This window comes from Pseudomonas sp. 910_23 (assembly GCF_052850795.1).
The window spans coordinates 24,175-49,631 of record NZ_VXCZ01000006.1 but is presented as its reverse complement, the minus strand read 5'-3'; the positions used below and the strand labels follow the sequence as shown (position 1 = coordinate 49,631).

The following is a 25,457-nucleotide window of genomic DNA, read 5'->3' as shown; positions in this document are numbered from 1 at the left end:
AAACTGGTGGTGAAACGAGTGCATGTAGCAGCAGCGGTGATCCGCGGTGTCGACGGCAGGATCCTGTTGGCGCGCCGTGCCGATACCCAGCATCAAGGCGGCCTCTGGGAATTTCCCGGCGGCAAGGTGGAGGCCGATGAGTCGGTCGCCACGGCCTTGTCCCGTGAATTGCAGGAAGAGCTGGGCATCCAGGTCACCACGGCGCGGCCGCTGATCAAGGTGCAGCACGACTACCCGGACAAGCAGGTATTGCTGGATGTCTGGGAAGTCTCGGCTTTTACCGGCGAGCCTCATGGGGCCGAAGGGCAGCCGTTGGAATGGGTGTCGCCGCGGGACTTGCTCAACTACGAGTTCCCGGCGGCGAATGCGCCGATTGTTGCTGCTGCGCGCCTGCCCGCCGAGTACCTGATCACCCCCGGTGAGCTGGAAACCCCGATGTTGTTGCGCGGTATCCAGCAGGCCATCGCTGGTGGCATCAAGCTGGTTCAACTGCGTGCGCCCAACGGTTATGACCCCAAATACCGCGATCTGGCGGTGGATGCGGTTGGCTTGTGTGCCGGCAAGGCACAACTGATGCTTAAAGGGCCGTTCGAATGGCTGGGGGATTTCCCTGCCGCCGGCTGGCACATGACCTCGGCGCAACTGCGTAAGTATGCGAGCAAAGGCCGACCGCTGCCGAAGGATCGCTGGTTGGCGGCTTCTTGCCACAACGCCGAAGAGCTGGCACTGGCAGAGATGATGGACGTGGACTTTGTCACGCTGTCGCCGGTACAGCCGACCCAGACGCATCCGGATGCGCAGCCTTTAGGTTGGGAGCAGGCGGCGCAGTTGATCGCCGGGTTCAGTAAGCCGGTGTTTCTGCTGGGCGGGGTTGGGCCTGCGCAGCGGGAGCAGGCCTGGGAAGCCGGGGCGCAAGGCGTGGCTGGGATTCGGGCCTTCTGGCCGCAGGTTTGATGTTGCGCTGACGGGCCCTATCGGGAGCAAGCCCCCTCCCACACTTGAATGTATTCACAATTCAAAATGTGGGAGGGGGCTTGCTCCCGATGAGGTCTTGCCAGTCAACCGATAAGTCTCAGTGTGGCTTGGCAGCCGCCTGCCATAACACTTCAGCAACACCTTGGCGCCGGGCAATCACCCTGGCCGCCACAAACAGCAAGTCCGACAACCGATTGATATACGCCAACCCCACGCCTTCCAGCGGCTCCAGCGCATTCAGGTGCTGACACCGCCGCTCCGCACTGCGCGCCAGGCTACGACACACATGGGCTTGGGCGATCAACGCCGAGCCGCCAGGCAGGATGAAGTTCTCCAGCGGCCCAACCTCCTCATTCCAGCGATCAATCGCCGCTTCCAGCCGATCCACTTCCGCCGCATTCAATGCCTTGTACACCGGCATCGCCAGCTCGCCGCCCAGGTCGAACAGGCGATGTTGGCAAGGTGTGAGCACCTCAATCACATCCATTAGCGCCGGATGCTTGCCGCTTTGCTCTTCAAGGTTGGCCAGCAGCAAGCCCAACTGGCTGTTCAGCGTATCCACCTCGCCAATCGCCTCCACGCGTGGGTGGTCCTTGGGCACGCGGCGGCCGTCGCCGAGGCCGGTCTCGCCCTTGTCGCCGGTACGGGTGTAGATCTTCGACAGGCGAAAGCCCATGGTCAGTGCTCCAGTTGGGTAAGTTCAGTGGGGGGCAATTGGCTGCCGGCAAGCGGCAGGCGCAAGGTAAAGCACGTGCCCTGGCCCAGGGTGGAATGCACTTCCATCTGGCCCTTGTGGTTGTTGGTAATGATGAAATACGACACCGACAGCCCAAGCCCGGTGCCCTGGCCGATTTCCTTGGTGGTGAAGAACGGCTCGAACGTGCGTTTGCGCACGTTTTCGCTCATGCCGATGCCGTTGTCTTCCACCTGGATTTCTGCCCACGGCGGGTTGAGGCGGGTGCGCAGGATAATGCGCCCCGGTTCGCTGTCGTCTTCACGCAGGTGAATGGCCTGCGCGGCGTTCTTCAGCAAATTGAGCAGCACTTGTTCCAGCTCGTTGGCGGTGCCGGGCACGGGGCCCAGTTGCGGGTCGAACTGGCGGATGATCGCTTGGCCCTTGAAGTCGAAGCCGATGGTGAGGTCAAAATCGTTGCCGGCAATTTCCACGGCCTGGTCGATCAAGGCCGGCAAGTCGCAGGGGGCCATCTGGCGATTACTGCGCCGGCTGAAGCTGAGCATGTGGGTGACGATTTTCGCGGCGCGGGCGCCAGCTTGCTGGATGCCGTCGAGCAACTGCGGGACTTCGCGGCCTTGCAGGTAGCGATTGACCGTGTCCAGTTCAATCCCCACTTGTTCGGCGAGCTCCAGGTTCTTGGGCAGGTCGGGGGACAGGCGGCGGCGAATGTTCTGCACGTTATGCAGGATGGCGCCCAGAGGGTTGTTGATCTCATGGGCCATACCGGCCGCGAGGCCGCCGACCGAGAGCATCTTCTCAGATTGCACCATCATTTCTTCCAGGGACAGGCGCTGGGTGATGTCGTCGATCCGGATCACCACGCCGCGCCCGGCACCGCCCATCAATGGATAGAACGTCAGGGCGTAATGCTTGGGCTCGTCGTCCTTGATCCAGGTGACCCGTTCTATCCGCTCCACCGAGTGTTGCTCCACCGTTGCCTTGATTTGTGGCAGGTACGGCTTGAGGGGCTGGAAGGCCAGAAAGATCGGCTGGTTCAGAGCTTCGTCCAGGCGCGTGCCGGAGAGGGCAGTGGCTTCCTGGTTCCACTGAGTGACGTAGAGCTGTTCATCCAGGGCGATCAGCGCCGAGGGCATCGAGTCGATGATGCTGTTGAGGTAGTTCTGGAAACCGGTGAGTTTTTTCTCGATCTTGCTGCGCACCTGAACTTCCAGTTCGAGCTTGCGGTTGGTATGCCGGGTTTCTTCGGCCAAACCCTGGGCCTGGTCGTAGGCGGCCTGGGAGTCGTCGCGGGCGCGCTTGAGTTGCTGCTCGCGGGCTTCGATACGCGACAGCATGGTGTTGAAAGCTTCGGCCAGGCTGCCGATTTCATCATGGTTGCCAGGCCCTGCGCGCAGGGCGTAGTTCTCTTCGCGGGTGACCTGGCGCGAAAGCTCTTCCAGTTCATGGATGGGGCGGGTAATCAGGCGTTTGATCTGCCGGGCGATGACCAGCCACAGCAACACACTGAAGATCAGGATGCCCAGGCTCGCGGTCAGCGTGCCGGTATAGAAGGCCACCGGCAGCTCACTGCTGGCCACCAGCAGCAAATGCCCGGAAGGCTGGTTGCCACGGGGCAGGGTGATGACCTGGTTGCTGCGAAACTCGGTAACACGCCACGCTTCAATATGCCGGTAGTGGTCCGGCAGGTGCAGGCGGTCGCCGTGTTGCATCTGCGCCAGGCGGTTGCCTTCGCCGTCATACAGGGCGGCGGCGCGCAACGGTGAATAGCTGGTCAGTTCGTTGAGCAGTGCCTCGGCCTTGGCCGGGGATTCAAGCGCCTGTTCGGCAAGCGACGGGTTGGACACCAGCCGACCGATGGCCTGCAGGGCCTGGGGGGCCATGCTTTCCTGGGAGATCCAGTAAGCAGCGCTGATAAACGTCAGGTTGGCCACCAGCAATACGGTGGTCAACAGTACTAGCAGGGCCGCCAGCAGTTTCTGCCCTACCGGTAGATTTTCAAGACGCTGGCGCAGTGGCATCAGGGTTTTCCCAGGTGATAGACAGGTAGGCAGGGTAGCGCGTGCCTCAGTCGCTGGCCAATCCGCGTGCGAGCAAATGCGTCACCAGGCGCGCGTGCACCTGTTGCAGATGCGGCACTGCCAACTGATGGCGGGCCGCGGCCTGGCAAGCGTAGCCCAGCAGGTAGCTGATCTCGGTACGTCGGGCGTTGGCGACGTCCTGGTACATGGAGGAATAGTTGGCGGCGGTGGCCTGGATTACTCGCTCGACTTCGCTGTGCAAGTCCTGTGCAGCCGCAGGCTGGCCGCAGCGCTCCAGCAGTTCGGCCAGTTCGGCGCAGAGCGTGGCGACCTCGCAGTGGTGGGCGCTCAAACCGCCGTTGCGGCAGTGGTACAGCACGGTCAGTGGGTTGATGGCGCAATTGAGCGCGAGCTTGCGCCACAGGCGCGTCAGGATATCAGTGGCCCATTCATGGGGAATGCCCGCCGCTTGCAGATCATCCAGCCACAGCGGTGGGGTGGGATGGCTCGCGTCACCCAGCCAAGTGTAGCCATGGCCGGCGAATACCACGCGCCAATCGCCATCGCGAAATGCACCTTCAGTGCTGGAGGCAAAGATGCAGCGCGCCGACGGCCATTGCGCAGCCACCGCGTCCTGGCTGCCGAGGCCGTTTTGCAGCAGGATCAATTCGGCGTCCGGCGCCAGTCGATGCTGCAACTGGGCGATGGCGCTTTGAGCGTCGTAGGCTTTGCATGCTACTAGCAGACGCCGAATCGGCTCCGGGCTGTCAGGCGTTTCGCCGATGACCGGATAAGTGTGTTCCACACCGCGTTCCACCAGGGTCAGCCCTTGGCCGGCGCGATAGCTGGCCAGGCGCGCCTGGTTACGAAGAATCAGCCTGACGGGCACGCCGGCGCGCGCCAGTCGCGTGGCCCAGAGGGTGCCCAGGCTGCCGGCGCCAAGAATATGCCAGGGGGTCGACATCAGTGTGTGCTCCATAAGGTCGCCAGCGGTGAATGGCGCGAAAGAACCGCTATAATGCCCCGGAATTTTAGCTCGGGCGCGCTCCATCTCTACTGAGCCCGCCCCTTATATTGGAGAAATCACATGCCTTCGTTCGACGTGGTATCTGAACTGGACAAACACGAAGTCACCAACGCCGTCGAGAACGCCGTCAAGGAACTGGACCGTCGCTATGACCTGAAAGGCAAGGGCAGCTTCGAATTCAAGGAAAAGGAACTGACCGTCAACCTGACCGCTGAAGCCGATTTCCAGCTGGAAGCGATGATCGAGATCCTCAAGCTGGCCCTGGTCAAGCGCAAGATCGACGTGCAGTGCCTTGAAGTCAAGGACGCCTATGCTTCCGGCAAGCTGATGAAGCAGGAAGCCGTGCTCAAGGAAGGCATCGACAAGGAACTGGCGAAGAAGATCGTCGCCCACATCAAGGACGCCAAGCTCAAGGTCCAGGCCGCCATTCAGGGCGAGCAGGTTCGCGTCACCGGCAAGAAGCGCGATGATCTGCAAGAGGCTATTGCGGCCCTGCGTGCCAAGACTTTCGATATGCCGCTGCAGTTCAATAACTTCCGCGACTGATGGCACTTTGGGGAACCTGTGGGTGTTTTTGACGTCCCACGCCCCAGAATCAGTGCCTACAATTGAGCCCTTCGGGGCTCAATTGCGTTTTCAGGCAGTCAATAGAGCCCTATCGCCGCACCACAGGAGAAAGTAGATGGATTTGAACGCTGAAATGGATCACCTGATCAAGACCTCTCAGTCTTGGATCCCCATGATCATGGAATATGGCAGCCGGGTATTACTGGCAGTGATCACCCTGGCCATTGGCTGGTGGCTGATCAATGTCTTTACCCATCGTGTAGGCCGTTTGCTGGCCGTGCGCAACGCCGACCTGGCGCTGCAGCACTTCGTCACCAGCCTGGCGAACATTGCGCTGAAAGTTATGCTGATCGTCAGCGTGGCCTCGATGATCGGCGTGGCAACCACCTCGTTCGTCGCCGCCATCGGTGCGGCAACCCTGGCGATCGGCCTGGCATTGCAGGGCAGCCTGGCGAACTTCGCTGGTGGTGTGCTGATTCTGCTGTTTCGTCCGTTCCGCATCGGTGACTGGATCGAAGCGCAGGGCACCTCGGGTACCGTCGATAGCATCCAGATCTTCCACACCGTGATCCGTACCGGTGACAACAAGACAGTGATCGTGCCGAACGGCATCCTGTCCAACGGCATCATCACCAACACCAACCGCCAGCCGACCCGCAAGGTGGTGTTTGATGTGGGCGTGGACTACGAGGCCGACCTGCAGAAAGCCCGTGAAGTGTTGCTGGAGCTGGCCAAAGATCCCCGCGTGCTGGCTGATCCTGCGCCTGTAGCGGTGGTATCGACCCTGGGCGACAGCTCCATCACCGTTTCGCTGCGCTGCTGGACCAACACCCCGGATTATTGGGACGTGGTGTTTATGTTTAATGAACTGGCACGTGACCGTTTGAAAGCGGCAGGGATTGATATTCCGTTTCCACAACGGGTTATTCGCGTGATGCAGGAAAGTGCGCCGAAATAAATTGGCGTACTGCTATCGAAGTTGGCCGAAAGGTCAGCTTTGATAAACTAGTTACTTAGCTTGCTAGTTGTTTTGTTGGTTGAAACAAAACTGCAATAAAAAAGCCGCTCCCTGTTAAACGCAGGAGCGGCTTTTTGTTTAAGGCCGAAGCCTCAAGCCATCGTTGTAATTAAACCGGCAATTACAAGATGTTCAGCGGGTAGTTCGCGATCAGGCGCAGTTCGTCGATCGAAGGCGAACCGTAGTAAACGCCATCCCCGGAACGATAAGTCGCTTGACGCAGGCGCAGGCTCAGGTTTTTTGCCGGGCCGCTCTGGATCACGTACTTGGCTTCGATGTCGCGTTCCCATTCTTTGCCGTTGCTGGTAGTGCCGGTGTTGGCGCCGCTACCGGTAACGTAACGCGTCATGAAGCTCAGGCCAGGAATGCCGAAGGTTGCCATGTTGATGTCATAGCGCGCCTGGTAGGACTTCTCGCCTTCGGCGTTGAAGTCGGAACGGGCGATGGAGTTGGCCAGGAACACCGTGCCGCCGCCGTCTACGCCGTAGCCGTAGTCGCCGTCACCGGTAACCTTCTGGGCTGCCAGGGTGAAGGTGTGCGCGCCGATGGTGTAGGCACCCTGCAAGCTGAACGCGCGGTTGTCGAGCTTGGTCACACCATCCTTCTCTGCACGTTGCAGGCCGGCGCCATCGCTCTTGGTATCGTAGATGTTGAAGTCCAGCGCGAACGACTGGTCATCGCTCAGGGCGTGGGTCCAGTTCAGGTTGCTGTAGTACTTGCGGAAGTAATCTTCGGTTTTCGCGTAGTACAGGCTACCGGTGACTTCTGGAGTGAAGGCATAGACGCCGCCGACAAAGTCGGTTTTGGTCAGGCCCAGGCTGTCATGGTAGGTCTGGTTTTGCGCGACGCTTGAGGTGAAGTGGCCGCCCTCAAGCTTCAGGCCCTTGATCTCGTTGCTGGTGATCGAGATACCTTGTGGCAGCTCCGGCAACAGACGGCTGTCATCAGAGGCGAACACCGGTGCGGTGGTGTATTGGTCACCCACTTTCAACACGGTATTGGAGATGCGGAACTTAACTGCGCCGCCGCCTTTGGAGTAGTCGTCCTGGGAGCGACCGTCGGAACCGGTAGGGAACAGACCTGTGCCGGCGCGACCCTTGCCGCTGTCGAGCTTGAGGCCCATCAGGCCGATCACGTCCACACCGACACCAATGGTGCCCTGGGTGAAGCCCGATTCGTACAGGGCATTGAAGCCCAGGCCGGTTTCTTCGGCGCGGCTTTTGGAGCCTGGGCCCGACGGGTTGTTACGGAAGTCGCGGCTGAAGTACAGAGCGCGAGTATTGATGCTGAAAGTACTGTCTTCAACAAAGCCCTTGGAATCGTCCTGGGCGGACGCCATTGCGAACTGCGAGGTGCCTGCTGAAACAGCCAGGGCGATCATGCTCCACTTCATCACGCGCATCGTGATTTGCTCCTTTGGTTTTAGGAAGAGTACTGCCGTCCCACCTGTATTTTTATCTGGGCGGCTCTTTCTTTTTTTGCCGGCGCAAAGTTATCTCACGCAGGCTCTATTGACGATACTTACTCAATTATCCTTTCAGCTTCTTTACGAGGCTGTCGTAAATCGCTAGATCCATGTCGCAAATTCACAGCCCAAAATGTATCCAGGCTGACAACTTCAATGCTGTTTTCAGACTTCTTTCAAAGTTTGAACACTTCCTTGATACACACTGAAACGCCACTACTTTTATCGCGAAACACCTGCTTCCAGACGGGTGCCGTTGCCGACGATACGGGGGTGAATGCAACAAGCGTGCTCAAACCGGCGACCGAATGTCATTTTTTCGTGAAAAGCGTGATGGGAATGTAAAAACCGCATAAGCACGGGCCTCTTACGCCGTTTGGTTTGGGCTTGACGTCCAGGGTGTTACCACTGTCGGGTGCCCCGCAAAACCTTCACTTGGGTAAAACGTTACCGGTTCACCCCCATCAGTGGGTAATTGGCGGATCCCTTTGACGCACGAATGGGTCATTTTGGTGCGTGCCGTAAAGGCCCGGTCTAGCGTAGATCAACTGTTTTTCTGCCTCCAAAAGGTGCATTTTTTACCCGCCTGCCTCAACAGTGCCAGGATTGGCCGTGAAGCCTCAGGCGTTCAAAGGTATGCTGGGCGCCTGTCCCGACCTGCCGAACGGAGTGCCCACGTGTTCGCCTTAGATCAACGCCTGCAACAAGACACCTTGGCCATTGGGGACTTCCCGCTCTGTCGCCTGCTGCTGTCCAATGACGCCAATTACCCCTGGTTCATTCTGGTGCCACGCATCGACGGTATCAGCGAAGTGTTTCAACTGGATGTCGCAGATCAACAAACCTTGTGGCAAGAAACGACGGCCCTGGCGCAACTGCTTAACGAGGGGCTGGCCGCTGACAAGATGAACATCGGTGCGCTGGGTAACGTCGTCAGCCAATTGCATGTGCATGTGATCGTGCGCAAACGCGATGACGCCGCCTGGCCGGCTCCGGTGTGGGGCAAGCACCCGGCCCGGCCCTATACCCAAGAGCAAGTGGCGGCGATTCGCGCTCGATTGCGTGCGCTGTTGCCTGCCGACTTCATCTTTACCCAGGACTGAATCATGGACCTGCAAGCCCGCGTTACCGACCTGGAAAGCCGCCTGGCCTTCCAGGACGACACCATCGAGACCCTCAACGACATCCTGGTCACCCAGCAGCGGGCGGTTGAACGCCTGCAATTGCAAATGACGGCCTTGCTCAAGCGCCAGGAAGAAATGGGCGGCCAGTTCGAGTCATCTGAAGAAGAAGCGCCGCCGCCGCACTATTGAAATGCACAGGCCATAAAAAACCGCGATCCAGCCAACGCCGGATCGCGGTTTTTTTTGCTGCGAAGGCTTGGGATCAGCGACGCGGCAGGGCAGCGATGACGTCTTCGGCTTGCAGGCCCTTGTCACGGTTCATCACCGAGAACTCCACGCGCTGGCCTTCGACCAGCACGCGATGGCCTTCGCCACGGATAGCCCGGAAGTGGACGAAGATATCGTCGCCCGAATCGCGGGAAATGAAGCCGAAGCCTTTGGAGGTGTTGAACCACTTGACGGTACCGGTATCCCGGTTGGTCATGTCGTAGTTTTGCGACGCGGCCGCCGGAGACGAACGGTAGAAGCTGATGGCCAGGTGAAGAACAATGGCAACCACAGCAATCACCAGGCTGAGCAGGATAGCCGGATGGCCACCCACTTCAGGCATAGGCGCCAAAAGGGTGAGGGTTTGAACAACAACAGTCAGCACCAGCAGCGCACTGACCAGGTTTTGCAGTTGATGACGCGTGCCTTTGTTCCAGTAAGGGATTACCGGTGCGAGCGTCAGGTTAAGAAGGCCGAACAAGGCCAGGTACAGAGCGTCATGTTGTTGCAGGTAGGGCAGGCTTTCAGGCTGCAGGCTCGGGATAAAGGACAGCAGCAAAGCTGCAACGCCCGTTAGCAGGTGGACGATTTTCAACATTTTGATTAACTCACGTTAAGACGGATCACAAGGAAGAGCTGACTGGCACGGTTCGCTTCTGAACAATGGGAGGCGTTGAGCACGTGCGCGGGTATCAGCCTATGTGAAGTGCCGCAGGAATAAACGGCAGCCACACGGCGTCTATTTAACAGCAAAGGCTGTGCCTACTCAAATCAAGCATTTCGGGGTGTTGCGACGGCAACGGCATTTGTGCAGCAAACGCTTGTCCTAGACAGGTGCAGGATTTTTTGGCGGGCGTTGCGAGACCGTTCCTACGGCTAAAAAGGCTTGCCAATTCGCGAGTTGCAAGCGATGCGGGGCGATTTGCCGCAGGTCGCCTGGGTGTGACGGGCTGCATGCGGCTCGCTCTCTTGCTAGAGTGGTCCTGCACCTGATCAATGAATACTCGTCAATTGAAGGGGAAAAACATGGCAATCGATATTGGTATCAGTGAAGAAGACCGTAAGTCCATCGTCGACGGACTTTCACGACTGCTGTCCGATACCTATGTTCTGTATCTGAAGACCCACAACTTCCATTGGAACGTCACAGGCCCCATGTTTCGTACGCTGCACTTGATGTTCGAGGAGCAGTACAACGAATTGGCGCTGGCGGTGGACTCCATTGCCGAGCGCATCCGTGCCCTGGGCTTCCCGGCGCCGGGCGCCTATTCGATCTACGCCCGCCTGTCTTCGATCAAGGAAGAGGAGGGTGTGCCGAGCGCCGAAGAGATGATCAAGCAACTGGTGGCCGGTCAGGAAGCGGTTACGCGTACCGCCCGAGGCATCTTCCCGCTGCTGGACAAGGTCAGCGATGAGCCGACGGCCGACCTGTTGACCCAGCGTATGCAGGTACACGAGAAAACCGCGTGGATGCTGCGTTCGCTGCTCGAAAACCAGTAACCGTCAAACCTGGGCGGCGCTGTTTCAGCGCTGCCTGCTTGTTTCCCTGCGCTTCCTGGCGTTGTCCTACGACTACCGACTCCCCGTCTTCTGGCTGCTGCACGCTGGGTGCTGTTTTATAGGCCCATCGTTCAATGGGAGAAGCCCATTGGCTGCTGTTTGGCAATGGAGTGTCGGGTGTATGTCACGTGGAATGGGTAAAGGAGTGATGGAAACCTGTGGTTTTCACAAGATAAAGGTCGACCCTTTTGCAAAAGGGTTCGATATGGGGCTGGCCAAGCCCTTGTCGCGGTCGGTCAGGCTCAATGGGTTTTCGACCTGCCTGCGGCTTGAGCAGATCTACTGGAACATCCTGACGGAGATCGCCAGGATCAATGCCTGTTCGGTCAGTGCCTTGTTGTCCTATGTCGATCGGGAAGTGCATTTGCGTTACGGAGGCGTGAAGAACTTCAGTGGGCTGGTGAGGGTGGTGTGCGTGGTTCACGTGCTCAAGGGCCGGGTTGCTCCCGCCGCTGAGGGCACCTTCGCGTCGTAGCCCGGCGGCCCTGGGCCCGGCCTTCATCCTTGTGGGCCGGCCCCGGGGCAGAAAGCCGGCTGCGCTGTGTCGATTTACCAGATATAATCCCGCGCTTTGCTGCGCATGCCGGGGCTTTATGCACAGGGCAGGGCGTGGCGCTGTAACGATCTGATCGCCGAGACATCTCCATGCCCATGTACGACTATCAATGCGCTTCCTGTGGTCACCAGTTGGAAGCCATTCAGAAGATCAGCGCAGCGCCGCTGGTCGATTGCCCTGCCTGCCAGGCACCTGAGTTGAAGAAGATGTTGTCCATGCCGGGCTTCCGCCTGAGCGGTAGCGGCTGGTACGAGACTGATTTCAAGACCGGTGCCAAGAAGAACCTGGCCGGCGGCGACAAAGCAGACTGAGTTGAACTCTACGCGCAGGCTCCTGCATTATCCGTCCCCTGCTTTAATGTACGGTGACGAGGCGGGCCTGCCACCGAATTTCGAATTACGAGAAGTGAAACCACGACCATGATGCGCAGCCACTATTGCGGCCAACTGAACGAGACCCTGGAAGGTCAGGAAATCACCCTTTGCGGATGGGTTCACCGTCGCCGCGACCACGGCGGGGTGATCTTCCTCGATATCCGTGATCGCGATGGTCTGGCCCAGGTAGTGTTCGACCCGGACCGCGCCGAGAGCTTCGCCGCCGCCGACCGCGTGCGCAGCGAATACGTCGTCAAGATCACCGGCAAGGTACGCCTGCGTCCGGCCGGTGCCGTGAACAAGAACATGGCGTCCGGCGGCATTGAAGTGCTGGGCTATGAGCTGGAAGTGCTGAACGAGTCGGAAACCCCGCCGTTCCCACTCAACGAATACTCCGACGTGGGCGAAGAAACCCGCCTGCGCTACCGCTTCCTGGACCTGCGTCGTCCGGAAATGGCCGAGAAGCTGCGCCTGCGTTCGCGCATGACCACCAGCATTCGCCGTTTCCTGGATGAGAACGGCTTCCTCGATGTCGAGACGCCGATCCTCACCCGGGCTACCCCGGAAGGCGCACGTGACTACCTGGTGCCTAGCCGTACCCACGCCGGCAGCTTCTTCGCCTTGCCGCAATCGCCGCAGCTGTTCAAGCAACTGCTGATGGTGGCTGGCTTCGACCGTTACTACCAGATCGCCAAGTGCTTCCGTGACGAAGACCTGCGCGCTGACCGCCAGCCGGAATTCACCCAGATCGACATCGAGACCAGCTTCCTCGATGAAAAAGAGATCATGGGCCTGACCGAGCAGATGATCCGCAACCTGTTCAAGGAAGTGCTGGACCTGGAGTTCGGCGAATTCCCGCACATGACCTTCGAAGAAGCCATGCGCCGCTACGGTTCCGACAAGCCAGACCTGCGTAACCCGCTGGAACTGGTGGACGTGGCCGACCAGCTCAAGGATGTCGACTTCAAGGTGTTCAGCGGCCCGGCCAACGACCCTAAATGCCGCATTGCTGCCCTGCGCGTACCTGGCGGCGCTAGCATGCCGCGCAAGCAGATCGACGACTACACCAAGTTTGTCGGCATCTACGGTGCCAAGGGCCTGGCGTACATCAAGGTCAACGAGCGCGCCAACGGCGTTGACGGCCTGCAATCGCCGATCGTGAAAAACATCCCTGAAGCCAACCTGAACACGATCCTCGATCGCGTCGGTGCCGTTGACGGCGACATCGTGTTCTTCGGCGCCGACAAGGCCAAGATCGTCAGCGAAGCCCTGGGCGCGCTGCGTATCAAGCTCGGTCACGACCTGAACCTGCTGACCTGCGAATGGGCACCGATGTGGGTCGTCGACTTCCCGATGTTCGAAGAGAACGACGACGGCAGTTTCAGCGCGTTGCACCACCCGTTCACCGCGCCGAAGTGCTCCCCGCAGGAGTTGGAAGCTAACCCGGCAGGCGCACTGTCCCGTGCCTACGACATGGTGCTCAACGGTACTGAGCTGGGTGGCGGTTCGATCCGTATCCACCGCAAAGAGATGCAACAAGCGGTGTTCCGCCTGCTGGGCATCAACGAAGCGGAACAGGAAGAGAAGTTCGGCTTCCTGCTCGACGCCCTGAAATACGGCGCGCCACCGCACGGTGGTTTGGCGTTCGGCCTGGACCGTCTGGTGATGCTGATGACCGGCGCCCAGTCGATCCGTGAAGTGATCGCCTTCCCGAAAACCCAGAGCGCTGCGGACGTCATGACCCAGGCCCCGGGTGTGGTGGATGCCAAGGCGTTGCGCGAACTGCACATCCGTCTGCGCGAGACGCCGAAGGCTGAGTAAGGCTGCAGCGTGAAAGCGCGATAAGGTTGTACGCAGTCAAAAAGGCGCATCTTCGGATGCGCCTTTGCGTTTAAAAGAGGGAAATCCCGCCGGGGGCGGGATTGATAAGGTTTCTAGAGAATTTCGGAGTTGTGTTATGGCTGGCCATTCCAAGTGGGCGAACATCAAGCACCGCAAAGAGCGTCAGGATGCCAAGAAGGGCAAGATCTTCACCAAGTGGATTCGCGAACTGACCGTCGCAGCCCGTCAGGGCGGCGGTGACCCGGGCTCCAACCCGCGTCTGCGCCTGGCGCTGGACAAGGCGCTGGGTGCCAACATGAGCCGCGACATCATTGACCGCGCCGTGGCCCGTGGTGCCGGTGCGGCCGACACTGACGATATGGTCGAGCTGACCTACGAAGGTTATGGCCCGGGCGGCGTGGCGGTGATGGTCGAATGCATGACCGATAACCGCAACCGCACTGCCGCCGCGGTGCGCCACGCGTTCAGCAAGTGCGGTGGCAACCTCGGCACGGATGGTTCGGTGGCTTACCTGTTCGAACGCAAGGGGCAGATCACCTTCGCACCTGGCACCGATGAAGACGCGCTGATGGAGGCCGCGATGGAAGCGGACGCCGACGATGTGGTCACCAACGAAGACGGCTCTATCGATGTGTTTACCTCGTTCGCCAGCTTCTACGCCGTGCGTAATGCCCTGCAAGCTGCTGGTTTCAGCGGCACCGACGCGGAAATCGTGATGCTGCCGACCACCAGTGCCGAGCTGGACCTGGAGGGGGCGCAGAAGGTGTTGAAGATGCTGGATATGCTTGAAGACCTGGATGATGTGCAGAATGTGTATTCGAATGCCGACATCCCTGAGTCTGTGGCCGAACAGCTCACTTAAGAACGATGAATATCCCAATGTGGGAGGGGCTTGTGTGGGAGGGGGCTTGCTCCCGATGGCGGTGGGTCAGTCACAAATGTACTTACTGACACTCTCTCATCGGGAGCAAGCCCCCTCCCACATTAGAGTCTCTGTGTATCAAAAAATGTGTTTATCCAACCCGCAGGCGTTATGACTTTAATCCTAGGTATCGACCCCGGTTCGCGCATCACCGGTTTTGGCGTGGTGCAGCAGACCCCGCGTGGCTGCATCTATGTTGCCTCGGGCTGCATCCGCACCGGCGCAGGGGAATTGGCCGAGCGGCTGCAGATCGTCTATCGCGGCGTACGTGAAGTCATCCAGACCTACGGCCCGATCACCATGGGCATCGAAAAGGTCTTCATGGCCAAGAACGCCGATTCGGCGCTCAAGCTTGGCCAGGCCCGGGGTGCAGCTATCGTGGCAGGCGCCGAAGAGGGCATGGAAATCGCCGAATACACCGCGACCCAGGTCAAACAGGCCGTGGTCGGCACCGGTGCAGCCAACAAGGAGCAGGTGCAGATGATGGTCATGCACATGCTCAAGCTCACTTCAAAACCGCAGATCGACGCCTCCGACGCCCTGGCCATCGCCATTTGCCATGCACATACCCGTTCCAGCCTGCTGCCTCACGGCTTGGGAACGGCACGTAGTCGTGGCGGGCGGCTGCGTCTCTGATAGCATCAGCGCATTGGTTATTTGCGGTCAGGCCCTGATCTGACCCCCAAGCTTTAAGGATCTGAACCGTGATTGGACGCTTGCGCGGCACCCTGGCCGAAAAACAGCCGCCGCACCTGATTCTGGATGTGAATGGGTTGGGTTATGAGCTGGAAGTGCCCATGACCACGTTGTACCGCTTGCCGTCGGTCGGCGAGCCAATAACCTTGCACACGCATTTGGTAGTGCGTGAAGACGCGCAACTGCTCTATGGTTTCATCGGCAAGCGCGACCGCGATTTCTTCCGCGAGCTGATTCGTCTCAATGGCGTGGGGCCCAAATTGGCCCTGGCCTTGATGTCGAGCCTGGAAGTGGATGAATTGGTGCGTGCTGTATCCGCCCAGGATACCTCGGCCCTGACCAAGGTGCCGGGAGTGGGCAAGAAAACCGCCGAGCGCCTGTTGGTGGAGCTCAAGGACCGCTTCAAGGCCTGGGAAGTGGTGCCGAGCATGTTCGCCCTGGTACCGAACCAGCCGGATATGCCGGCAGGCCAGATCGCCAGCGCCGAAAGCGATGCCGTCAGTGCGTTGATCTCCCTGGGCTACAAGCCTCAGGAAGCCAGCAAGGCGGTATCGGCCATCAAGGACAAGAACCTGAGCAGCGAAGACATGATCCGCCGAGCCCTGAAGGGAATGATTTAAGTGATTGAAGCTGATCGTCTGATCGCGGCCACCGGCCCGCGTGACCGTGAAGAAGTCCAGGACCGGGCCATCCGCCCCCTGAGCCTGGCCGAATACATCGGCCAGCCTACCGTGCGCGAGCAGATGGAGCTGTTTATCCAGGCCGCGCGCGGGCGCAGTGAGTCCCTGGACCACACCCTGATCTTCGGCCCGCCGGGTTTGGGCAAGACTACCCTTGCCAATATCATCGCCCAGGAAATGGGCGTGTCGATCAAGTCCACCTCCGGCCCGGTGCTGGAGCGTCCCGGTGACCTGGCAGCGCTGCTGACCAATCTTGAACCCCATGACGTACTGTTTATCGACGAGATCCATCGGTTATCACCGATTGTCGAAGAAGTGCTGTACCCGGCGATGGAAGACTTCCAGCTCGACATCATGATCGGCGAAGGCCCGGCAGCCCGTTCGATCAAACTCGACCTGCCACCTTTCACCCTGGTGGGCGCGACCACGCGTGCGGGTATGCTGACCAACCCGCTGCGAGACCGTTTCGGCATTGTTCAACGTCTGGAGTTTTATAGCACCGCTGATCTGGCGACCATCGTCAGCCGTTCGGCGAGCATCCTTGGCTTGCCCCTGGACCCGGAAGGCGCCTTTGAAATCGCCCGGCGCGCCCGCGGCACGCCACGTATCGCCAACCGTTTGCTGCGCCGCGTGCGCGATTTTGCCGAAGTGCGTGCCAAAGGGCACATCACCAAGGCGGTCGCGGACCTGGCCTTGAACCTGCTGGACGTGGACGAGCACGGCTTCGATCACCAGGACCGACGTCTACTCTTGACCATGATCGAGAAGTTCGACGGTGGCCCGGTCGGCGTGGACAGCCTGGCGGCGGCTATCAGTGAAGAGCGCCATACCATTGAGGATGTGCTGGAGCCGTACCTGATCCAGCAAGGCTATATCATGCGTACACCACGGGGCAGAGTGGTGACGCGCCATGCCTATTTGCACTTTGGGCTAAACATTCCGTCACGATTGGGCGAGATGCCTGCGGTAGACGAATTCCTTGATGCAGTGGACGATTAAAAAGCTAACGCCGGACGATTTATCTGAGCTTTGTGCTGTCCCAGTGTCTGGCGTCGTCATTTGAGTCACTGCAAAAGCGTTCAGGAATGAAAAAACAGTTGTCCAGCCGGATTGGCAACCTGAGGAGTAAGCACTAGAGTATGCGCGCGCAAAACGGGGATCAGTCGTTCGCACATCGCTGTCGCGTTTATTACGAGGACACCGATGCCGGCGGCATCGTGTATTACGTCAACTACCTGAAATTCATGGAGCGGGCTCGAACCGAGCGGCTACGGGAGCTGGGCTTTGCCCAATCCACGCTGGCAGGGGAGGACCTGTTATTCGTCGTGCATTCCAGCGAGGCGCGTTATCACGCACCGGCGCGACTGGACGATGAATTGCTGGTCAGCGCTGAGGTCATCGAATTGAACCGTGCCAGCCTGCGATTCAAACAGCAGGTCAGGCGGGCAACGGATGCAACGCTGCTCTGTGAGGGGCAGTTCCTGGTGGCATGTGTACGCACCAACAGTTTGAAACCTCGGGCCATTCCCGAAACTCTACGCGCGGCCTTTGCCGCCGTGAGCGGCGCGGGTAAACAATCAAAGCAGGAGATTTAGCGTGGAACCTACCGTCGTCGACCATTCCTCCATGTGGAGCCTGGTCAGCAATGCCAGTGTCGTGGTTCAACTGGTCATGCTGACCCTGGTAGCCGCATCGGTTACCTCTTGGGTCATGATTTTTCAGCGCAGCAACATGCTGCGCGCCGGTCGACGTGCCCTGGAGAGCTTCGAAGAGCGCTTCTGGTCGGGTATCGACCTGTCCAAACTGTACCGCCAGGCCGGCAGCAACCCGGACCCGGATTCGGGCGTCGAGCAGATCTTCCGTGCCGGTTTCAAGGAATTCTCGCGCCTGCGCCAGCAGCCGGGTGTCGACCCTGAAGCGGTGATGGAAGGCGTGGCCCGCGCCATGCGCGTGGCCATCTCCCGCGAAGAAGAGAAACTCGAGCAGGGCCTGCCGTTCCTCGCCACCGTCGGTTCCGTCAGCCCGTACATCGGCCTGTTCGGTACCGTATGGGGGATCATGAACTCCTTCCGCGGCCTGGCCCAGGCCCAGCAAGCCACACTGGCCACCGTGGCTCCGGGTATTGCCGAAGCCCTGATCGCCACCGCGATCGGCCTGTTTGCCGCTATCCCCGCAGTAATCGCCTACAACCGTTTTGCCGCAACCAGCGAAACCTTGATCGGCCGTTACTACACCTTCGCCGATGAATTCCAGGCGATCCTGCACCGTAAAGTGCACACCAGCGAAGAATAAGCAGGTAATTCCTAATGGCTTTAATCGCTCGAGCTCGCAAAAAGCGCAAGCCGGTCGCCGAGATGAACGTAGTGCCCTACATCGACGTGATGCTGGTGCTGCTGGTGATCTTCATGGTGACCGCGCCGATGCTCAACCAGGGTGTGAAGGTTGATCTGCCCAAGGTTTCCAGTGAAGCCTTGCCGCAGGACAACAACACGCAGGTCCTGACCATTTCGATCAAGGCTGACAAGACCTATTACTGGAACCTTGGCAGCGAAGTCGACACCCAGAAGCAGCAGGACAAGGCCCTGACTTTGCCGGCGATGACCGATGCGGTGACCAAGATCATTCGCTCCGGCAACGAAGGCGGCAAGCACACTCAGGTATTTATCCGCGGCGACAAATCGGTCGACTACGGCTCCGTCATGGGTGCCATGGGCGGGCTGCAGAAGGCCGGCGTCGGTAACGTTGGCTTGATTACCGAGGCGCCCTGATGCAGCAACAGCGAGAGCCGTCCGCCTCGGAAAGCTACTTCTGGCCTGGCGTGTGGGCGATAGCCCTGCACGTCCTGGTGTTCGGCATGCTGTTTGTCAGCTTTGCCATGACCCCGGACCTGCCGCCAGCCAAGCCGATCGTGCAGGCGACCCTGTATCAGCTGAAATCGAAAAGCCAGGCCACCACCCAGACCAATCAGAAGATTGCAGGTGAGGCCCAGAAGTCGGCTGCGCGCCAGACTGAAGTCGAGCAGATGGAACAGAAGAAGGTCGAGCAGGAAGCGGTGAAGGCTGCTGCGGAACAAAAGAAAGAAGAGGCGGCTCAAAAGGCCGAGGAATCGAAAAAGGCCGACGAAGCCAAGAAAGCCGACGAGGCGAAAAAGGCTGATGAAGCCAAGAAAGCCGAGAAAGCTGCCGAAGCCAAAAAGGCTGAAGAGAAACAATTGGCTGATATAGCCAAGAAGAAATCTGAAGAAGAAGCCAAGAAGGCTGCCGAGGAAGAGGCCAAGAAAAAGGCCGCTGAAGAAGCCAAGAAAAAGATAGTCGAAGACGCGAAGAAGAAAGCCGCCGAAGACGCCAAGAAAAAAGCTGAAGCAGACGAGGCGAAGAAGAAAGTCGCCGACGAAGCGAAGAAGAAAGCTGCCGCCGACGCCTCCAAGAAAAAGGCCCAGGAAGCAGCACGCAAATCCGCCGAAGAGAAAAAGGCCCAGGCCCTGGCAGATTTGCTTTCCGACACGCCGCAGCGTCAGCAAGCCCTGGCCGATGAACGTGGTGATGAAGTCGCGGGCAGTTTCGACGATCTGATTCGAGCGCGGGCAGCGGAAGGCTGGACACGTCCACCTTCGGCACGCAAAGGCATGACAGTAGTGCTGCAGATCGGCATGTTGCCGGACGGTACGGTGACTTCGGTCAGCGTGGCCAAGTCCAGTGGTGACGGTACGTTCGACAGTTCAGCGGTTGCCGCAGTCAAGAATATTGGCCGGTTGACCGAGATGCAGGGAATGAAACCAAGTGACTTCGCTCCCTATCGTTCATTCAAGATGACATTCACACCTGAGGATCTAGCCTTGTGAGAAACCTTCTTCGAGGAATGCTTGTCGTTATTTGCTGTATGGCAGGGATAGCGGCGGCGGATGAAAAGAACATCCTGGTAACCAGCGGCAGCGATCGGGCTACTCCGATTGCAGTCGTACCCTTCGGTTGGCAGGGCGGCAGCGTGCTGCCGGACGACATGGCCCAGATCGTCAGCGACGACCTGCGTAACTCCGGTTACTACGCGCCGATCCCCAAAGGCAACATGATCAGCCAGCCCAACCAGGCCAGCGAAGTCGTGTTCCGTGACTGGAAAGCCGTGGGCGCGCAGTACGTGATGGTCGGCAACATCACGCCGGCCGGTGGTCGCCTGCAGATCCAGTACACGTTGTTCAACGTGGCCACCGAGCAGCAGGTATTGACCGGCAGCGTATCGGGTACCGCCGAGCAACTGCGCGACATGGCCCACTACATCTCGGACCAGTCGTTTGAAAAGCTCACCGGTATCAAAGGGGCGTTCTCGACGCGCCTGCTGTATGTCACGGCTGAGCGTTTCTCGGTAGACAACACCCGCTACACCCTGCAACGTTCGGACTACGACGGTGCACGTGCAGTGACCTTGCTGCAGTCCCGCGAGCCAATCCTGTCGCCGCGCTTCGCGCCGGACGGCAAGCGTATTGCCTACGTATCGTTCGAACAGCGTCGCCCGCGCATCTTCGTGCAGCACATTGATACGGGTCGTCGCGAGCAGATCACCAACTTTGAAGGTCTCAACGGTGCGCCAGCCTGGTCGCCGGATGGTTCGCGCCTGGCTTTCGTGCTGTCCAAGGACGGCAACCCGGATATCTACGTGATGAACATGGCCTCGCGCCAACTGAGTCGCGTGACCAGCGGCCCGGGCATCAACACCGAACCGTTCTGGGGTAAGGATGGTTCGACCATCTACTTCACCTCCGACCGTGGCGGCAAGCCTCAGGTCTACAAGGCAAACGTGAACGGTGGCGGTGCTGAGCGTGTGACCTTTATCGGTAACTACAACGCCAACCCCAAGCTTTCGGCCGATGAAAAGACGTTGGTGATGATTCACCGTCAGGATGGTTTCACTAATTTCCGGGTTGCGGCCCAGGATTTGCAGCGCGGAACCGTTAAAATCCTTACAGATACCAACCTTGATGAGTCAGCCACTGTTGCGCCCAACGGCACCATGGTAATCTACGCCACCCGCCAGCAGGGCCGGGGAGTCTTGATGCTCGTGTCCATCAATGGACGCGTAAGGCTCCCACTTCCTACCGCACAAGGCGAAGTCAGAGAACCATCCTGGTCCCCTTACCTGAACTGACGCGGCGCTACAAAAAGAAGTACTTAACACACTGGGGTTCATTAGGAGTTTCACGATGGAAATGCTGAAGTTTGGTAAGTTTGCTGCTCTGGCTCTGGCTCTGTCCGTAGCCGTTGGTTGCTCCTCTAAAGGCGGCGACAATGCCGGTGAAGGCGCAGCTGTTGATCCAAACGCTGGTTACGGCGCTAACACTGGTGCGGTCGACGGCTCCCTGAGCGAAGAAGCTGCTCTGCGCGCTATCACCACTTTCTACTTCGAATACGACAGTTCGGACCTGAAGCCAGAAGCCATGCGCGCTCTGGACGTTCACGCCAAGGACCTGAAAGCTAACGGCGCTCGCGTTGTTCTGGAAGGTAACACTGACGCCCGTGGTACTCGTGAGTACAACATGGCACTGGGCGAGCGTCGTGCGAAAGCCGTTCAGCGCTACCTGGTACTGCAAGGTGTTGCTCCAGGCCAACTGGAACTGGTTTCCTACGGTAAAGAGCGTCCAGTTGCAACTGGAAACGACGAGCAGTCGTGGGCTCAGAACCGTCGCGTCGAACTGCGTAAGTAATTCGTCATGCGAACGTGCCGTCGTGCTCTGACTGTATTGGCTCTCAGCCTCGCACCGCTTGCGGTGTGGGCTGCGGTTCCTGTAACGGATAGCAACTCAGGCTATAACAATAGCGGGAGCAGTTATCCGCCAGCGGGTTATGGCACGAACGGCGCCTATGCGGGGGGAGCGGCTACGTCCGCTCCCTCGGCACAGGGCGAGCTGTTCAACCAGCTGCAACGCATGCAGGATCAATTGGCGCAGCAACAAGGCGCAATTGAAGTGCTGCAGAACCAGGTGAACCAGCTCAAGCAAGAAGGCCTGGAGCGATACCAGGATCTTGATCGTCGTATTGGAGCCGGTGTTGCACCTGCCGCTACTCCTGATAATTCTGCTGCCGGTGGCGCGCCAAGCGCTGCTGCCGGTGGCGCTGCAGCTGGGGCCGCCGCGGCTGCCCCTGCCGCCAGCAGTGAACCGGGTGATCCGGCGAAGGAAAAGCTGTATTACGATGCAGCCTTCGACCTGATCAAGGCCAAGGATTTCGATAAGGCCAGCCAGGCCTTTACCGCATTCCTGCGCAAGTACCCCAACAGCCAGTACGCGGGCAATGCCCAGTACTGGTTGGGCGAGGTCAACCTGGCTAAGGGTGATTTGCAGGGGGCAGGCCAGGCTTTCGCCAAGGTCAGCCAACTGTACCCCAAGCACGCCAAGGTGCCGGATTCGCTGTACAAGCTTGCTGACGTAGAGCGCCGCCTGGGTCACACCGACAAGGTCAAAGGCATTCTGCAACAGGTGGTTGCCCAGTATCCGGGTACCTCCGCCGCGCAGTTGGCCCAGCGCGATCTGCAACGCTTGTAAGCAATACCGCCCGTTTAGAAGAAACCCGCGCCTGGCGCGGGTTTTTTCGTTAGAATCCACGCCCTTTTATGAAACACGCTTCCTGGGGTTGGCGCGTTGGCGCAATCCCTTGAAGTGCCTGACGGAGGCGGACAGCCTGTTTAGCTGTTACGCCCGTGGCGACTATGCAAGACACATTACGTATTACCGAAGTCTTTTACTCGTTGCAGGGTGAAACGCGCACTGCTGGCCTGCCCACCGTATTCGTACGGCTCACCGGCTGCCCATTGCGTTGCCAATACTGCGACAGCGCCTACGCCTTCAGCGGCGGCACCGTGCGCACCCTCGACGACATCCTGGAACAGGTTGCCGGCTACCGGCCGCGCTATGTCTGTGTGACAGGCGGCGAGCCACTGGCGCAACCCAATGCCATCCCACTGCTCAAGCGCCTGTGTGATGCCGGCTACGAGGTCTCACTGGAAACCAGCGGCGCCCTGGACATCTCTGCGGTCGACCCGCGAGTCAGCCGAGTGGTCGACCTCAAGACCCCCGATTCCAAGGAAGCCCACCGCAACCGCTACGAGAACATGGACTTGTTGACGGCCAACGATCAGGTCAAGTTCGTCATCTGTTCCCGCGACGATTATGATTGGGCGACTTCCAAGCTGATCCAGTATGGCCTGGAACGCCGCGCGGGCGAGGTGCTGTTCTCGCCCAGTCACCATGACCTCAACGCTCGCGACCTGGCTGACTGGGTAGTGGCGGACAACCTGCCGGTACGCCTGCAATTGCAGCTGCATAAGTACCTGTGGAACGACGAGCCGGGGCGCTGATCCGGCTGCTGCGAGAGACGTTCTGCCCACCCAATTACCGTTCAAATGCGTTTTTTCTGATTTATTTCAAATAAGGTGTTGAATAATCCTTAGAAATCAGTATTATACGCGCCACCACACAGCGGGTCGTTAGCTCAGTTGGTAGAGCAGTTGGCTTTTAACCAATTGGTCGTAGGTTCGAATCCCACACGACCCACCATTTTTGGCGGTTTAGAAAATCCGGAAGGCCCACGCAAGTGAGGATTTCCGGGTTTTTTTTTGCCTGCCATTTGGTCTATCCGAGTCGACGTTGGGTCAACGTCTGCTCAGATTTCCGTTGTCGTCCAAACATTCCTTAAATCAAAAACTCATACGCGGACCGGCGTTGACCGAATAGTCCGGTCGTTCGTGTGCGTCTTCAATGTGTATCAAACCTGATACCGCTGGTCGGAAAACAACCAGAAACTTCAAGCGAGATCTGTTCCTGTTTGATTTTTTTCGTTAACCATCAGGTGGTTACGTATTTTTTAGGGCTTTTCCTAAAGTTTGGTCAGATTATTGGCGAGAAAGGTGGTCGATGTTAATTTGCCACCCTTCGTAAATTCGATGGATCGAACATGTCTGCCTCACTGCCACGGACTCGGTATTCATTGAGCATCGCCCTGCTTGCCTGCCTCGCTTCCCACTGCGTGATGGCGGCAACCCTGCCGGGTGATCAGGACCTGATCCGCGAGCGGCAAAACCGCCTGTTGGAAGATCAACAGCGCCGTCTTGAGCAGCTCAAGGAACTGCCCGGCAAAGAGACCAGGCCCGAAGTGCCGGCAGCCCCGGTGGATAGTCGTTGCTTCCCGATCCAAACCATGGAACTCCAGGGTGCCGACCACCTGCCTGCCGCTGAACGCGAGCGTCTACTCAAGCCGTACGCGGCTCAGTGCCTGGGCGTTGCACAACTCAACGCCCTGCTCAAAGACATCACCAACTACTACATCGACAAAGGCCTGGTGACCAGCCGCGCCTACTTGCCGCAGCAGGATATGTCCAAAGGGCATCTGCAAGTCCTGGTGGTGGAAGGCAAGCTTGAAGGCCTGAAGGGCGCCGACAGCAGCAAGCTGTCGGACCGCGAACTGGCCATGGCCTTTCCCGGCAAAAGCGGCGAGATATTGAACCTGCGAGAAATCGAGCAGGCTGTCGATCAACTCAACCGTTTACCGTCCAATCAGGCACAGATGGAGCTGACGCCGGGCGAGGCCGTGGGCGGCAGCTCGGTATTGGTCAAAAACAACCCGCAAAAGCCATGGCGTGCCAGCCTGTCGCGTAACAACGATGGTCAGAAAAGCACCGGCGAACAACAGTGGGGTACCGGCTTTGAATGGGACAGCCCGCTGGGCCTGGCCGATCAACTGATTCTGCGCGGCGGCCACGACGCCGTCAGCGATCACCAGAAAACCTCCAAGAACGCGATGCTGTACTACAACGTGCCCTGGGGCTGGTGGAACTTCAGCTACAGCTACAACCAGAGCGACTACCGTTCGGTCGTCCAGGGCGATGGTTTCGACTTCAAGCAAACCGGGGACAGTGAAAACCATCAGTTGCGCGCTGAGCGGGTGATCCACCGTGATGCCGTGAGCAAAACCTCGCTCAACGTCGGCCTGTCCCACCTGCGTACCAACAATTACATCGAAGACAGCCGCTTGGCCGTCAGCAGCAATCGGCTCAGCGAGTTGCAGTGGGGCATCAACCACGGTCGGCGAGTTGGCAGTGCTTTTGTCAACATTGACCTCGGTATGCAGGACGGCATTGGTTTGCTTGATGCCCAGACCCAACATGAGCGCGATCAAAACGGCAATCGACTGGCCAACTCCCGCTACCGCAAATACACCGCCACCGTCAGCTACCTGCAACCGTTCACGCTGTGGGGCGAGTCGTTCAGTCTCACCAGCCTGGCCACCGGCCAGCGCAGTGAAGACGTGCTGTTCAGCCCCCAGCGCATGAGCCTCGGCGGCTCGGCGTCGATACGTGGCTACAAGGACCAGCAACTGACCGGCGACAGTGGCGGCTACTGGCGCAATGACCTGCGCTGGAGCCGCCCGGTGACCCTCGGTTGGCTGCGCCCGGTGTTCGGTGAATACGGTGCCAGCGTGGGCTACGACCAGGGCGTGATCCGCAACGGTCGCTACAACGGCGAAGTGCACGGCCGCGTCTCAAGCAACTCCCTTGAGCTGTTCGCCCGCGGCAAACACGTCAGTACCAGCGTGACCTTTGCCCACTCGCTGGAACGACCGGCCGCGCTATTTGAGCGTGAAGCACCGATCTACTTCCGCATGGATTTCTTCCTGTAATTCAACG

Annotated in this window: 27 protein-coding genes and 1 tRNA gene; 23 read left to right on the top strand and 5 right to left on the bottom strand. The window is 59.1% G+C overall.

Annotated features, from left to right (window positions below; translation table 11 throughout):
- The first annotated feature begins 9 nt into the window (after positions 1 to 9).
- Complete coding sequence (locus FW800_RS08835; protein ID WP_148852628.1) at positions 10 to 954, top strand: Nudix family hydrolase; 945 nt, start codon at positions 10 to 12, stop codon at positions 952 to 954.
- A 118-nt stretch (positions 955 to 1,072) separates the two neighbouring features.
- On the opposite strand, the gene FW800_RS08830 is transcribed toward FW800_RS08835, so the two are convergent.
- From FW800_RS08830 to FW800_RS08820, 3 genes are read right to left on the bottom strand one after another with little or no spacing between them, the layout of a single operon-like run.
- Positions 1,073 to 1,651 carry a cob(I)yrinic acid a,c-diamide adenosyltransferase gene (locus FW800_RS08830; RefSeq protein ID WP_005790941.1) on the bottom strand — a complete coding sequence of 193 codons (579 nt, stop codon included), beginning with the start codon at positions 1,649 to 1,651 and terminating at the stop codon, positions 1,073 to 1,075.
- Between the two features lie 2 nt (positions 1,652 to 1,653).
- Entirely contained in the window at positions 1,654 to 3,690 is a 2,037-nt protein-coding gene (locus FW800_RS08825) for an ATP-binding protein (protein ID WP_446437440.1), read from the bottom strand.
- A 46-nt stretch (positions 3,691 to 3,736) separates the two neighbouring features.
- Positions 3,737 to 4,654 carry a putative 2-dehydropantoate 2-reductase gene (locus tag FW800_RS08820; protein ID WP_446437439.1) on the bottom strand — a complete coding sequence of 306 codons (918 nt, stop codon included), beginning with the start codon at positions 4,652 to 4,654 and terminating at the stop codon, positions 3,737 to 3,739.
- A gap of 123 nt (positions 4,655 to 4,777) precedes the next feature.
- Here FW800_RS08820 and FW800_RS08815 point away from each other — a divergent pair, with 123 nt between their 5' ends.
- Positions 4,778 to 5,263 carry a YajQ family cyclic di-GMP-binding protein gene (locus tag FW800_RS08815; RefSeq protein WP_003193880.1) on the top strand — a complete coding sequence of 162 codons (486 nt, stop codon included), beginning with the start codon at positions 4,778 to 4,780 and terminating at the stop codon, positions 5,261 to 5,263.
- A gap of 136 nt (positions 5,264 to 5,399) precedes the next feature.
- Complete coding sequence (locus FW800_RS08810) at positions 5,400 to 6,242, top strand: mechanosensitive ion channel family protein (protein ID WP_005790935.1); 843 nt, start codon at positions 5,400 to 5,402, stop codon at positions 6,240 to 6,242.
- A gap of 181 nt (positions 6,243 to 6,423) precedes the next feature.
- Here the strand turns inward: FW800_RS08810 and FW800_RS08805 are convergent, their stop codons facing one another.
- Positions 6,424 to 7,704 carry an OprD family porin gene (locus FW800_RS08805; RefSeq protein WP_228308908.1) on the bottom strand — a complete coding sequence of 427 codons (1,281 nt, stop codon included), beginning with the start codon at positions 7,702 to 7,704 and terminating at the stop codon, positions 6,424 to 6,426.
- A 740-nt stretch (positions 7,705 to 8,444) separates the two neighbouring features.
- On the opposite strand from FW800_RS08805, the gene FW800_RS08800 reads away from it, so the two are divergent.
- Positions 8,445 to 8,870 carry an HIT domain-containing protein gene (locus tag FW800_RS08800; protein ID WP_032879698.1) on the top strand — a complete coding sequence of 142 codons (426 nt, stop codon included), beginning with the start codon at positions 8,445 to 8,447 and terminating at the stop codon, positions 8,868 to 8,870.
- Positions 8,871 to 8,873: 3 nt separating this feature from the next.
- Positions 8,874 to 9,080 (top strand): SlyX family protein, encoded by a 207-nt coding sequence (locus tag FW800_RS08795; RefSeq protein WP_003209796.1) that lies wholly within the window; start codon positions 8,874 to 8,876, stop codon positions 9,078 to 9,080.
- A 73-nt stretch (positions 9,081 to 9,153) separates the two neighbouring features.
- On the opposite strand, the gene FW800_RS08790 is transcribed toward FW800_RS08795, so the two are convergent.
- Positions 9,154 to 9,756 carry a cold-shock protein gene (locus FW800_RS08790; RefSeq protein ID WP_005790922.1) on the bottom strand — a complete coding sequence of 201 codons (603 nt, stop codon included), beginning with the start codon at positions 9,754 to 9,756 and terminating at the stop codon, positions 9,154 to 9,156.
- Positions 9,757 to 10,184: 428 nt separating this feature from the next.
- Between FW800_RS08790 and FW800_RS08785 the strand changes: the two genes are divergently transcribed.
- From FW800_RS08785 to FW800_RS08700, 18 genes are all read left to right on the top strand, one after another.
- Positions 10,185 to 10,658 carry a Dps family protein gene (locus FW800_RS08785; protein WP_003193874.1) on the top strand — a complete coding sequence of 158 codons (474 nt, stop codon included), beginning with the start codon at positions 10,185 to 10,187 and terminating at the stop codon, positions 10,656 to 10,658.
- A 181-nt stretch (positions 10,659 to 10,839) separates the two neighbouring features.
- Positions 10,840 to 11,193, top strand: a complete 354-nt coding sequence (locus tag FW800_RS08780) for a ribbon-helix-helix domain-containing protein (protein WP_032803701.1) — start codon at positions 10,840 to 10,842, stop codon at positions 11,191 to 11,193.
- Between the two features lie 170 nt (positions 11,194 to 11,363).
- Positions 11,364 to 11,585: an FmdB family zinc ribbon protein gene (locus FW800_RS08775; protein WP_003193872.1), complete on the top strand. Its 222-nt coding sequence runs from the start codon at positions 11,364 to 11,366 to the stop codon at positions 11,583 to 11,585.
- 108 nt (positions 11,586 to 11,693) lie between these two features.
- On the top strand, positions 11,694 to 13,469 hold the full coding sequence (aspS, locus tag FW800_RS08770) for an aspartate--tRNA ligase (protein ID WP_005790914.1): 1,776 nt from the start codon (positions 11,694 to 11,696) through the stop codon (positions 13,467 to 13,469).
- Positions 13,470 to 13,605: 136 nt separating this feature from the next.
- The gene (locus FW800_RS08765; RefSeq protein ID WP_032879699.1) at positions 13,606 to 14,352 is read left to right on the top strand and encodes a YebC/PmpR family DNA-binding transcriptional regulator; all 747 of its coding nucleotides are present in this window, start codon (positions 13,606 to 13,608) and stop codon (positions 14,350 to 14,352) included.
- A gap of 171 nt (positions 14,353 to 14,523) precedes the next feature.
- On the top strand, positions 14,524 to 15,048 hold the full coding sequence (gene ruvC / locus FW800_RS08760) for a crossover junction endodeoxyribonuclease RuvC (RefSeq protein WP_076949748.1): 525 nt from the start codon (positions 14,524 to 14,526) through the stop codon (positions 15,046 to 15,048).
- Between the two features lie 68 nt (positions 15,049 to 15,116).
- Entirely contained in the window at positions 15,117 to 15,728 is a 612-nt protein-coding gene (gene ruvA / locus FW800_RS08755) for a Holliday junction branch migration protein RuvA (RefSeq protein ID WP_005790908.1), read from the top strand.
- A complete protein-coding gene (gene ruvB / locus FW800_RS08750) occupies positions 15,729 to 16,787 on the top strand; it encodes a Holliday junction branch migration DNA helicase RuvB (RefSeq protein WP_005790907.1) in 1,059 nt (352 codons plus the stop codon).
- A 140-nt stretch (positions 16,788 to 16,927) separates the two neighbouring features.
- A complete protein-coding gene (ybgC, locus tag FW800_RS08745; protein ID WP_003175800.1) occupies positions 16,928 to 17,383 on the top strand; it encodes a tol-pal system-associated acyl-CoA thioesterase in 456 nt (151 codons plus the stop codon).
- A 1-nt stretch (position 17,384) separates the two neighbouring features.
- Complete coding sequence (tolQ, locus tag FW800_RS08740) at positions 17,385 to 18,080, top strand: protein TolQ (RefSeq protein WP_003193865.1); 696 nt, start codon at positions 17,385 to 17,387, stop codon at positions 18,078 to 18,080.
- A gap of 23 nt (positions 18,081 to 18,103) precedes the next feature.
- Positions 18,104 to 18,556 (top strand): protein TolR, encoded by a 453-nt coding sequence (gene tolR / locus FW800_RS08735; RefSeq protein ID WP_161793227.1) that lies wholly within the window; start codon positions 18,104 to 18,106, stop codon positions 18,554 to 18,556.
- On the top strand, positions 18,556 to 19,629 hold the full coding sequence (gene tolA / locus FW800_RS08730) for a cell envelope integrity protein TolA (protein WP_005790902.1): 1,074 nt from the start codon (positions 18,556 to 18,558) through the stop codon (positions 19,627 to 19,629). The genes tolR and tolA overlap by 1 nt, the downstream gene beginning before the upstream one ends.
- A 17-nt stretch (positions 19,630 to 19,646) precedes the next feature.
- Positions 19,647 to 20,927: a Tol-Pal system beta propeller repeat protein TolB gene (tolB, locus tag FW800_RS08725; protein ID WP_032803700.1), complete on the top strand. Its 1,281-nt coding sequence runs from the start codon at positions 19,647 to 19,649 to the stop codon at positions 20,925 to 20,927.
- Positions 20,928 to 20,982: 55 nt separating this feature from the next.
- A complete protein-coding gene (pal, locus tag FW800_RS08720; protein ID WP_003193861.1) occupies positions 20,983 to 21,483 on the top strand; it encodes a peptidoglycan-associated lipoprotein Pal in 501 nt (166 codons plus the stop codon).
- A 6-nt stretch (positions 21,484 to 21,489) separates the two neighbouring features.
- Positions 21,490 to 22,320 carry a tol-pal system protein YbgF gene (ybgF, locus tag FW800_RS08715; protein WP_032879701.1) on the top strand — a complete coding sequence of 277 codons (831 nt, stop codon included), beginning with the start codon at positions 21,490 to 21,492 and terminating at the stop codon, positions 22,318 to 22,320.
- A gap of 164 nt (positions 22,321 to 22,484) precedes the next feature.
- On the top strand, positions 22,485 to 23,132 hold the full coding sequence (gene queE, locus FW800_RS08710; protein ID WP_116665958.1) for a 7-carboxy-7-deazaguanine synthase QueE: 648 nt from the start codon (positions 22,485 to 22,487) through the stop codon (positions 23,130 to 23,132).
- 123 nt (positions 23,133 to 23,255) lie between these two features.
- Positions 23,256 to 23,331: transfer RNA gene (locus FW800_RS08705), tRNA-Lys, on the top strand.
- Between the two features lie 397 nt (positions 23,332 to 23,728).
- Positions 23,729 to 25,450, top strand: coding sequence for a ShlB/FhaC/HecB family hemolysin secretion/activation protein (locus tag FW800_RS08700; RefSeq protein ID WP_446437438.1), 1,722 nt, complete (start codon positions 23,729 to 23,731; stop codon positions 25,448 to 25,450).
- Positions 25,451 to 25,457: the final 7 nt, after the last annotated feature.

Excerpts from the sequence above, each read along its gene's own strand:
- FW800_RS08830 (WP_005790941.1), bottom strand. The coding sequence starts at position 1,651 with ATGGGCTTTCGCCTGTCGAAGATCTACACCCGTACCGGCGACAAGGGC.
- FW800_RS08825 (WP_446437440.1), bottom strand. The coding sequence starts at position 3,690 with ATGCCACTGCGCCAGCGTCTTGAAAATCTACCGGTAGGGCAGAAACTG.
- FW800_RS08820 (WP_446437439.1), bottom strand. The coding sequence starts at position 4,654 with ATGTCGACCCCCTGGCATATTCTTGGCGCCGGCAGCCTGGGCACCCTC.
- FW800_RS08815 (WP_003193880.1), top strand. The coding sequence starts at position 4,778 with ATGCCTTCGTTCGACGTGGTATCTGAACTGGACAAACACGAAGTCACC.
- FW800_RS08810 (WP_005790935.1), top strand. The coding sequence starts at position 5,400 with ATGGATTTGAACGCTGAAATGGATCACCTGATCAAGACCTCTCAGTCT.
- FW800_RS08805 (WP_228308908.1), bottom strand. The coding sequence starts at position 7,704 with ATGCGCGTGATGAAGTGGAGCATGATCGCCCTGGCTGTTTCAGCAGGC.
- FW800_RS08795 (WP_003209796.1), top strand. The coding sequence starts at position 8,874 with ATGGACCTGCAAGCCCGCGTTACCGACCTGGAAAGCCGCCTGGCCTTC.
- FW800_RS08790 (WP_005790922.1), bottom strand. The coding sequence starts at position 9,756 with ATGTTGAAAATCGTCCACCTGCTAACGGGCGTTGCAGCTTTGCTGCTG.
- FW800_RS08785 (WP_003193874.1), top strand. The coding sequence starts at position 10,185 with ATGGCAATCGATATTGGTATCAGTGAAGAAGACCGTAAGTCCATCGTC.
- FW800_RS08780 (WP_032803701.1), top strand. The coding sequence starts at position 10,840 with ATGTCACGTGGAATGGGTAAAGGAGTGATGGAAACCTGTGGTTTTCAC.
- FW800_RS08775 (WP_003193872.1), top strand. The coding sequence starts at position 11,364 with ATGCCCATGTACGACTATCAATGCGCTTCCTGTGGTCACCAGTTGGAA.
- aspS (WP_005790914.1), top strand. The coding sequence starts at position 11,694 with ATGATGCGCAGCCACTATTGCGGCCAACTGAACGAGACCCTGGAAGGT.
- FW800_RS08765 (WP_032879699.1), top strand. The coding sequence starts at position 13,606 with ATGGCTGGCCATTCCAAGTGGGCGAACATCAAGCACCGCAAAGAGCGT.
- ruvC (WP_076949748.1), top strand. The coding sequence starts at position 14,524 with ATGACTTTAATCCTAGGTATCGACCCCGGTTCGCGCATCACCGGTTTT.
- ybgC (WP_003175800.1), top strand. The coding sequence starts at position 16,928 with ATGCGCGCGCAAAACGGGGATCAGTCGTTCGCACATCGCTGTCGCGTT.
- tolA (WP_005790902.1), top strand. The coding sequence starts at position 18,556 with ATGCAGCAACAGCGAGAGCCGTCCGCCTCGGAAAGCTACTTCTGGCCT.
- tolB (WP_032803700.1), top strand. The coding sequence starts at position 19,647 with ATGCTTGTCGTTATTTGCTGTATGGCAGGGATAGCGGCGGCGGATGAA.
- pal (WP_003193861.1), top strand. The coding sequence starts at position 20,983 with ATGGAAATGCTGAAGTTTGGTAAGTTTGCTGCTCTGGCTCTGGCTCTG.
- ybgF (WP_032879701.1), top strand. The coding sequence starts at position 21,490 with ATGCGAACGTGCCGTCGTGCTCTGACTGTATTGGCTCTCAGCCTCGCA.
- queE (WP_116665958.1), top strand. The coding sequence starts at position 22,485 with ATGCAAGACACATTACGTATTACCGAAGTCTTTTACTCGTTGCAGGGT.
- FW800_RS08700 (WP_446437438.1), top strand. The coding sequence starts at position 23,729 with ATGTCTGCCTCACTGCCACGGACTCGGTATTCATTGAGCATCGCCCTG.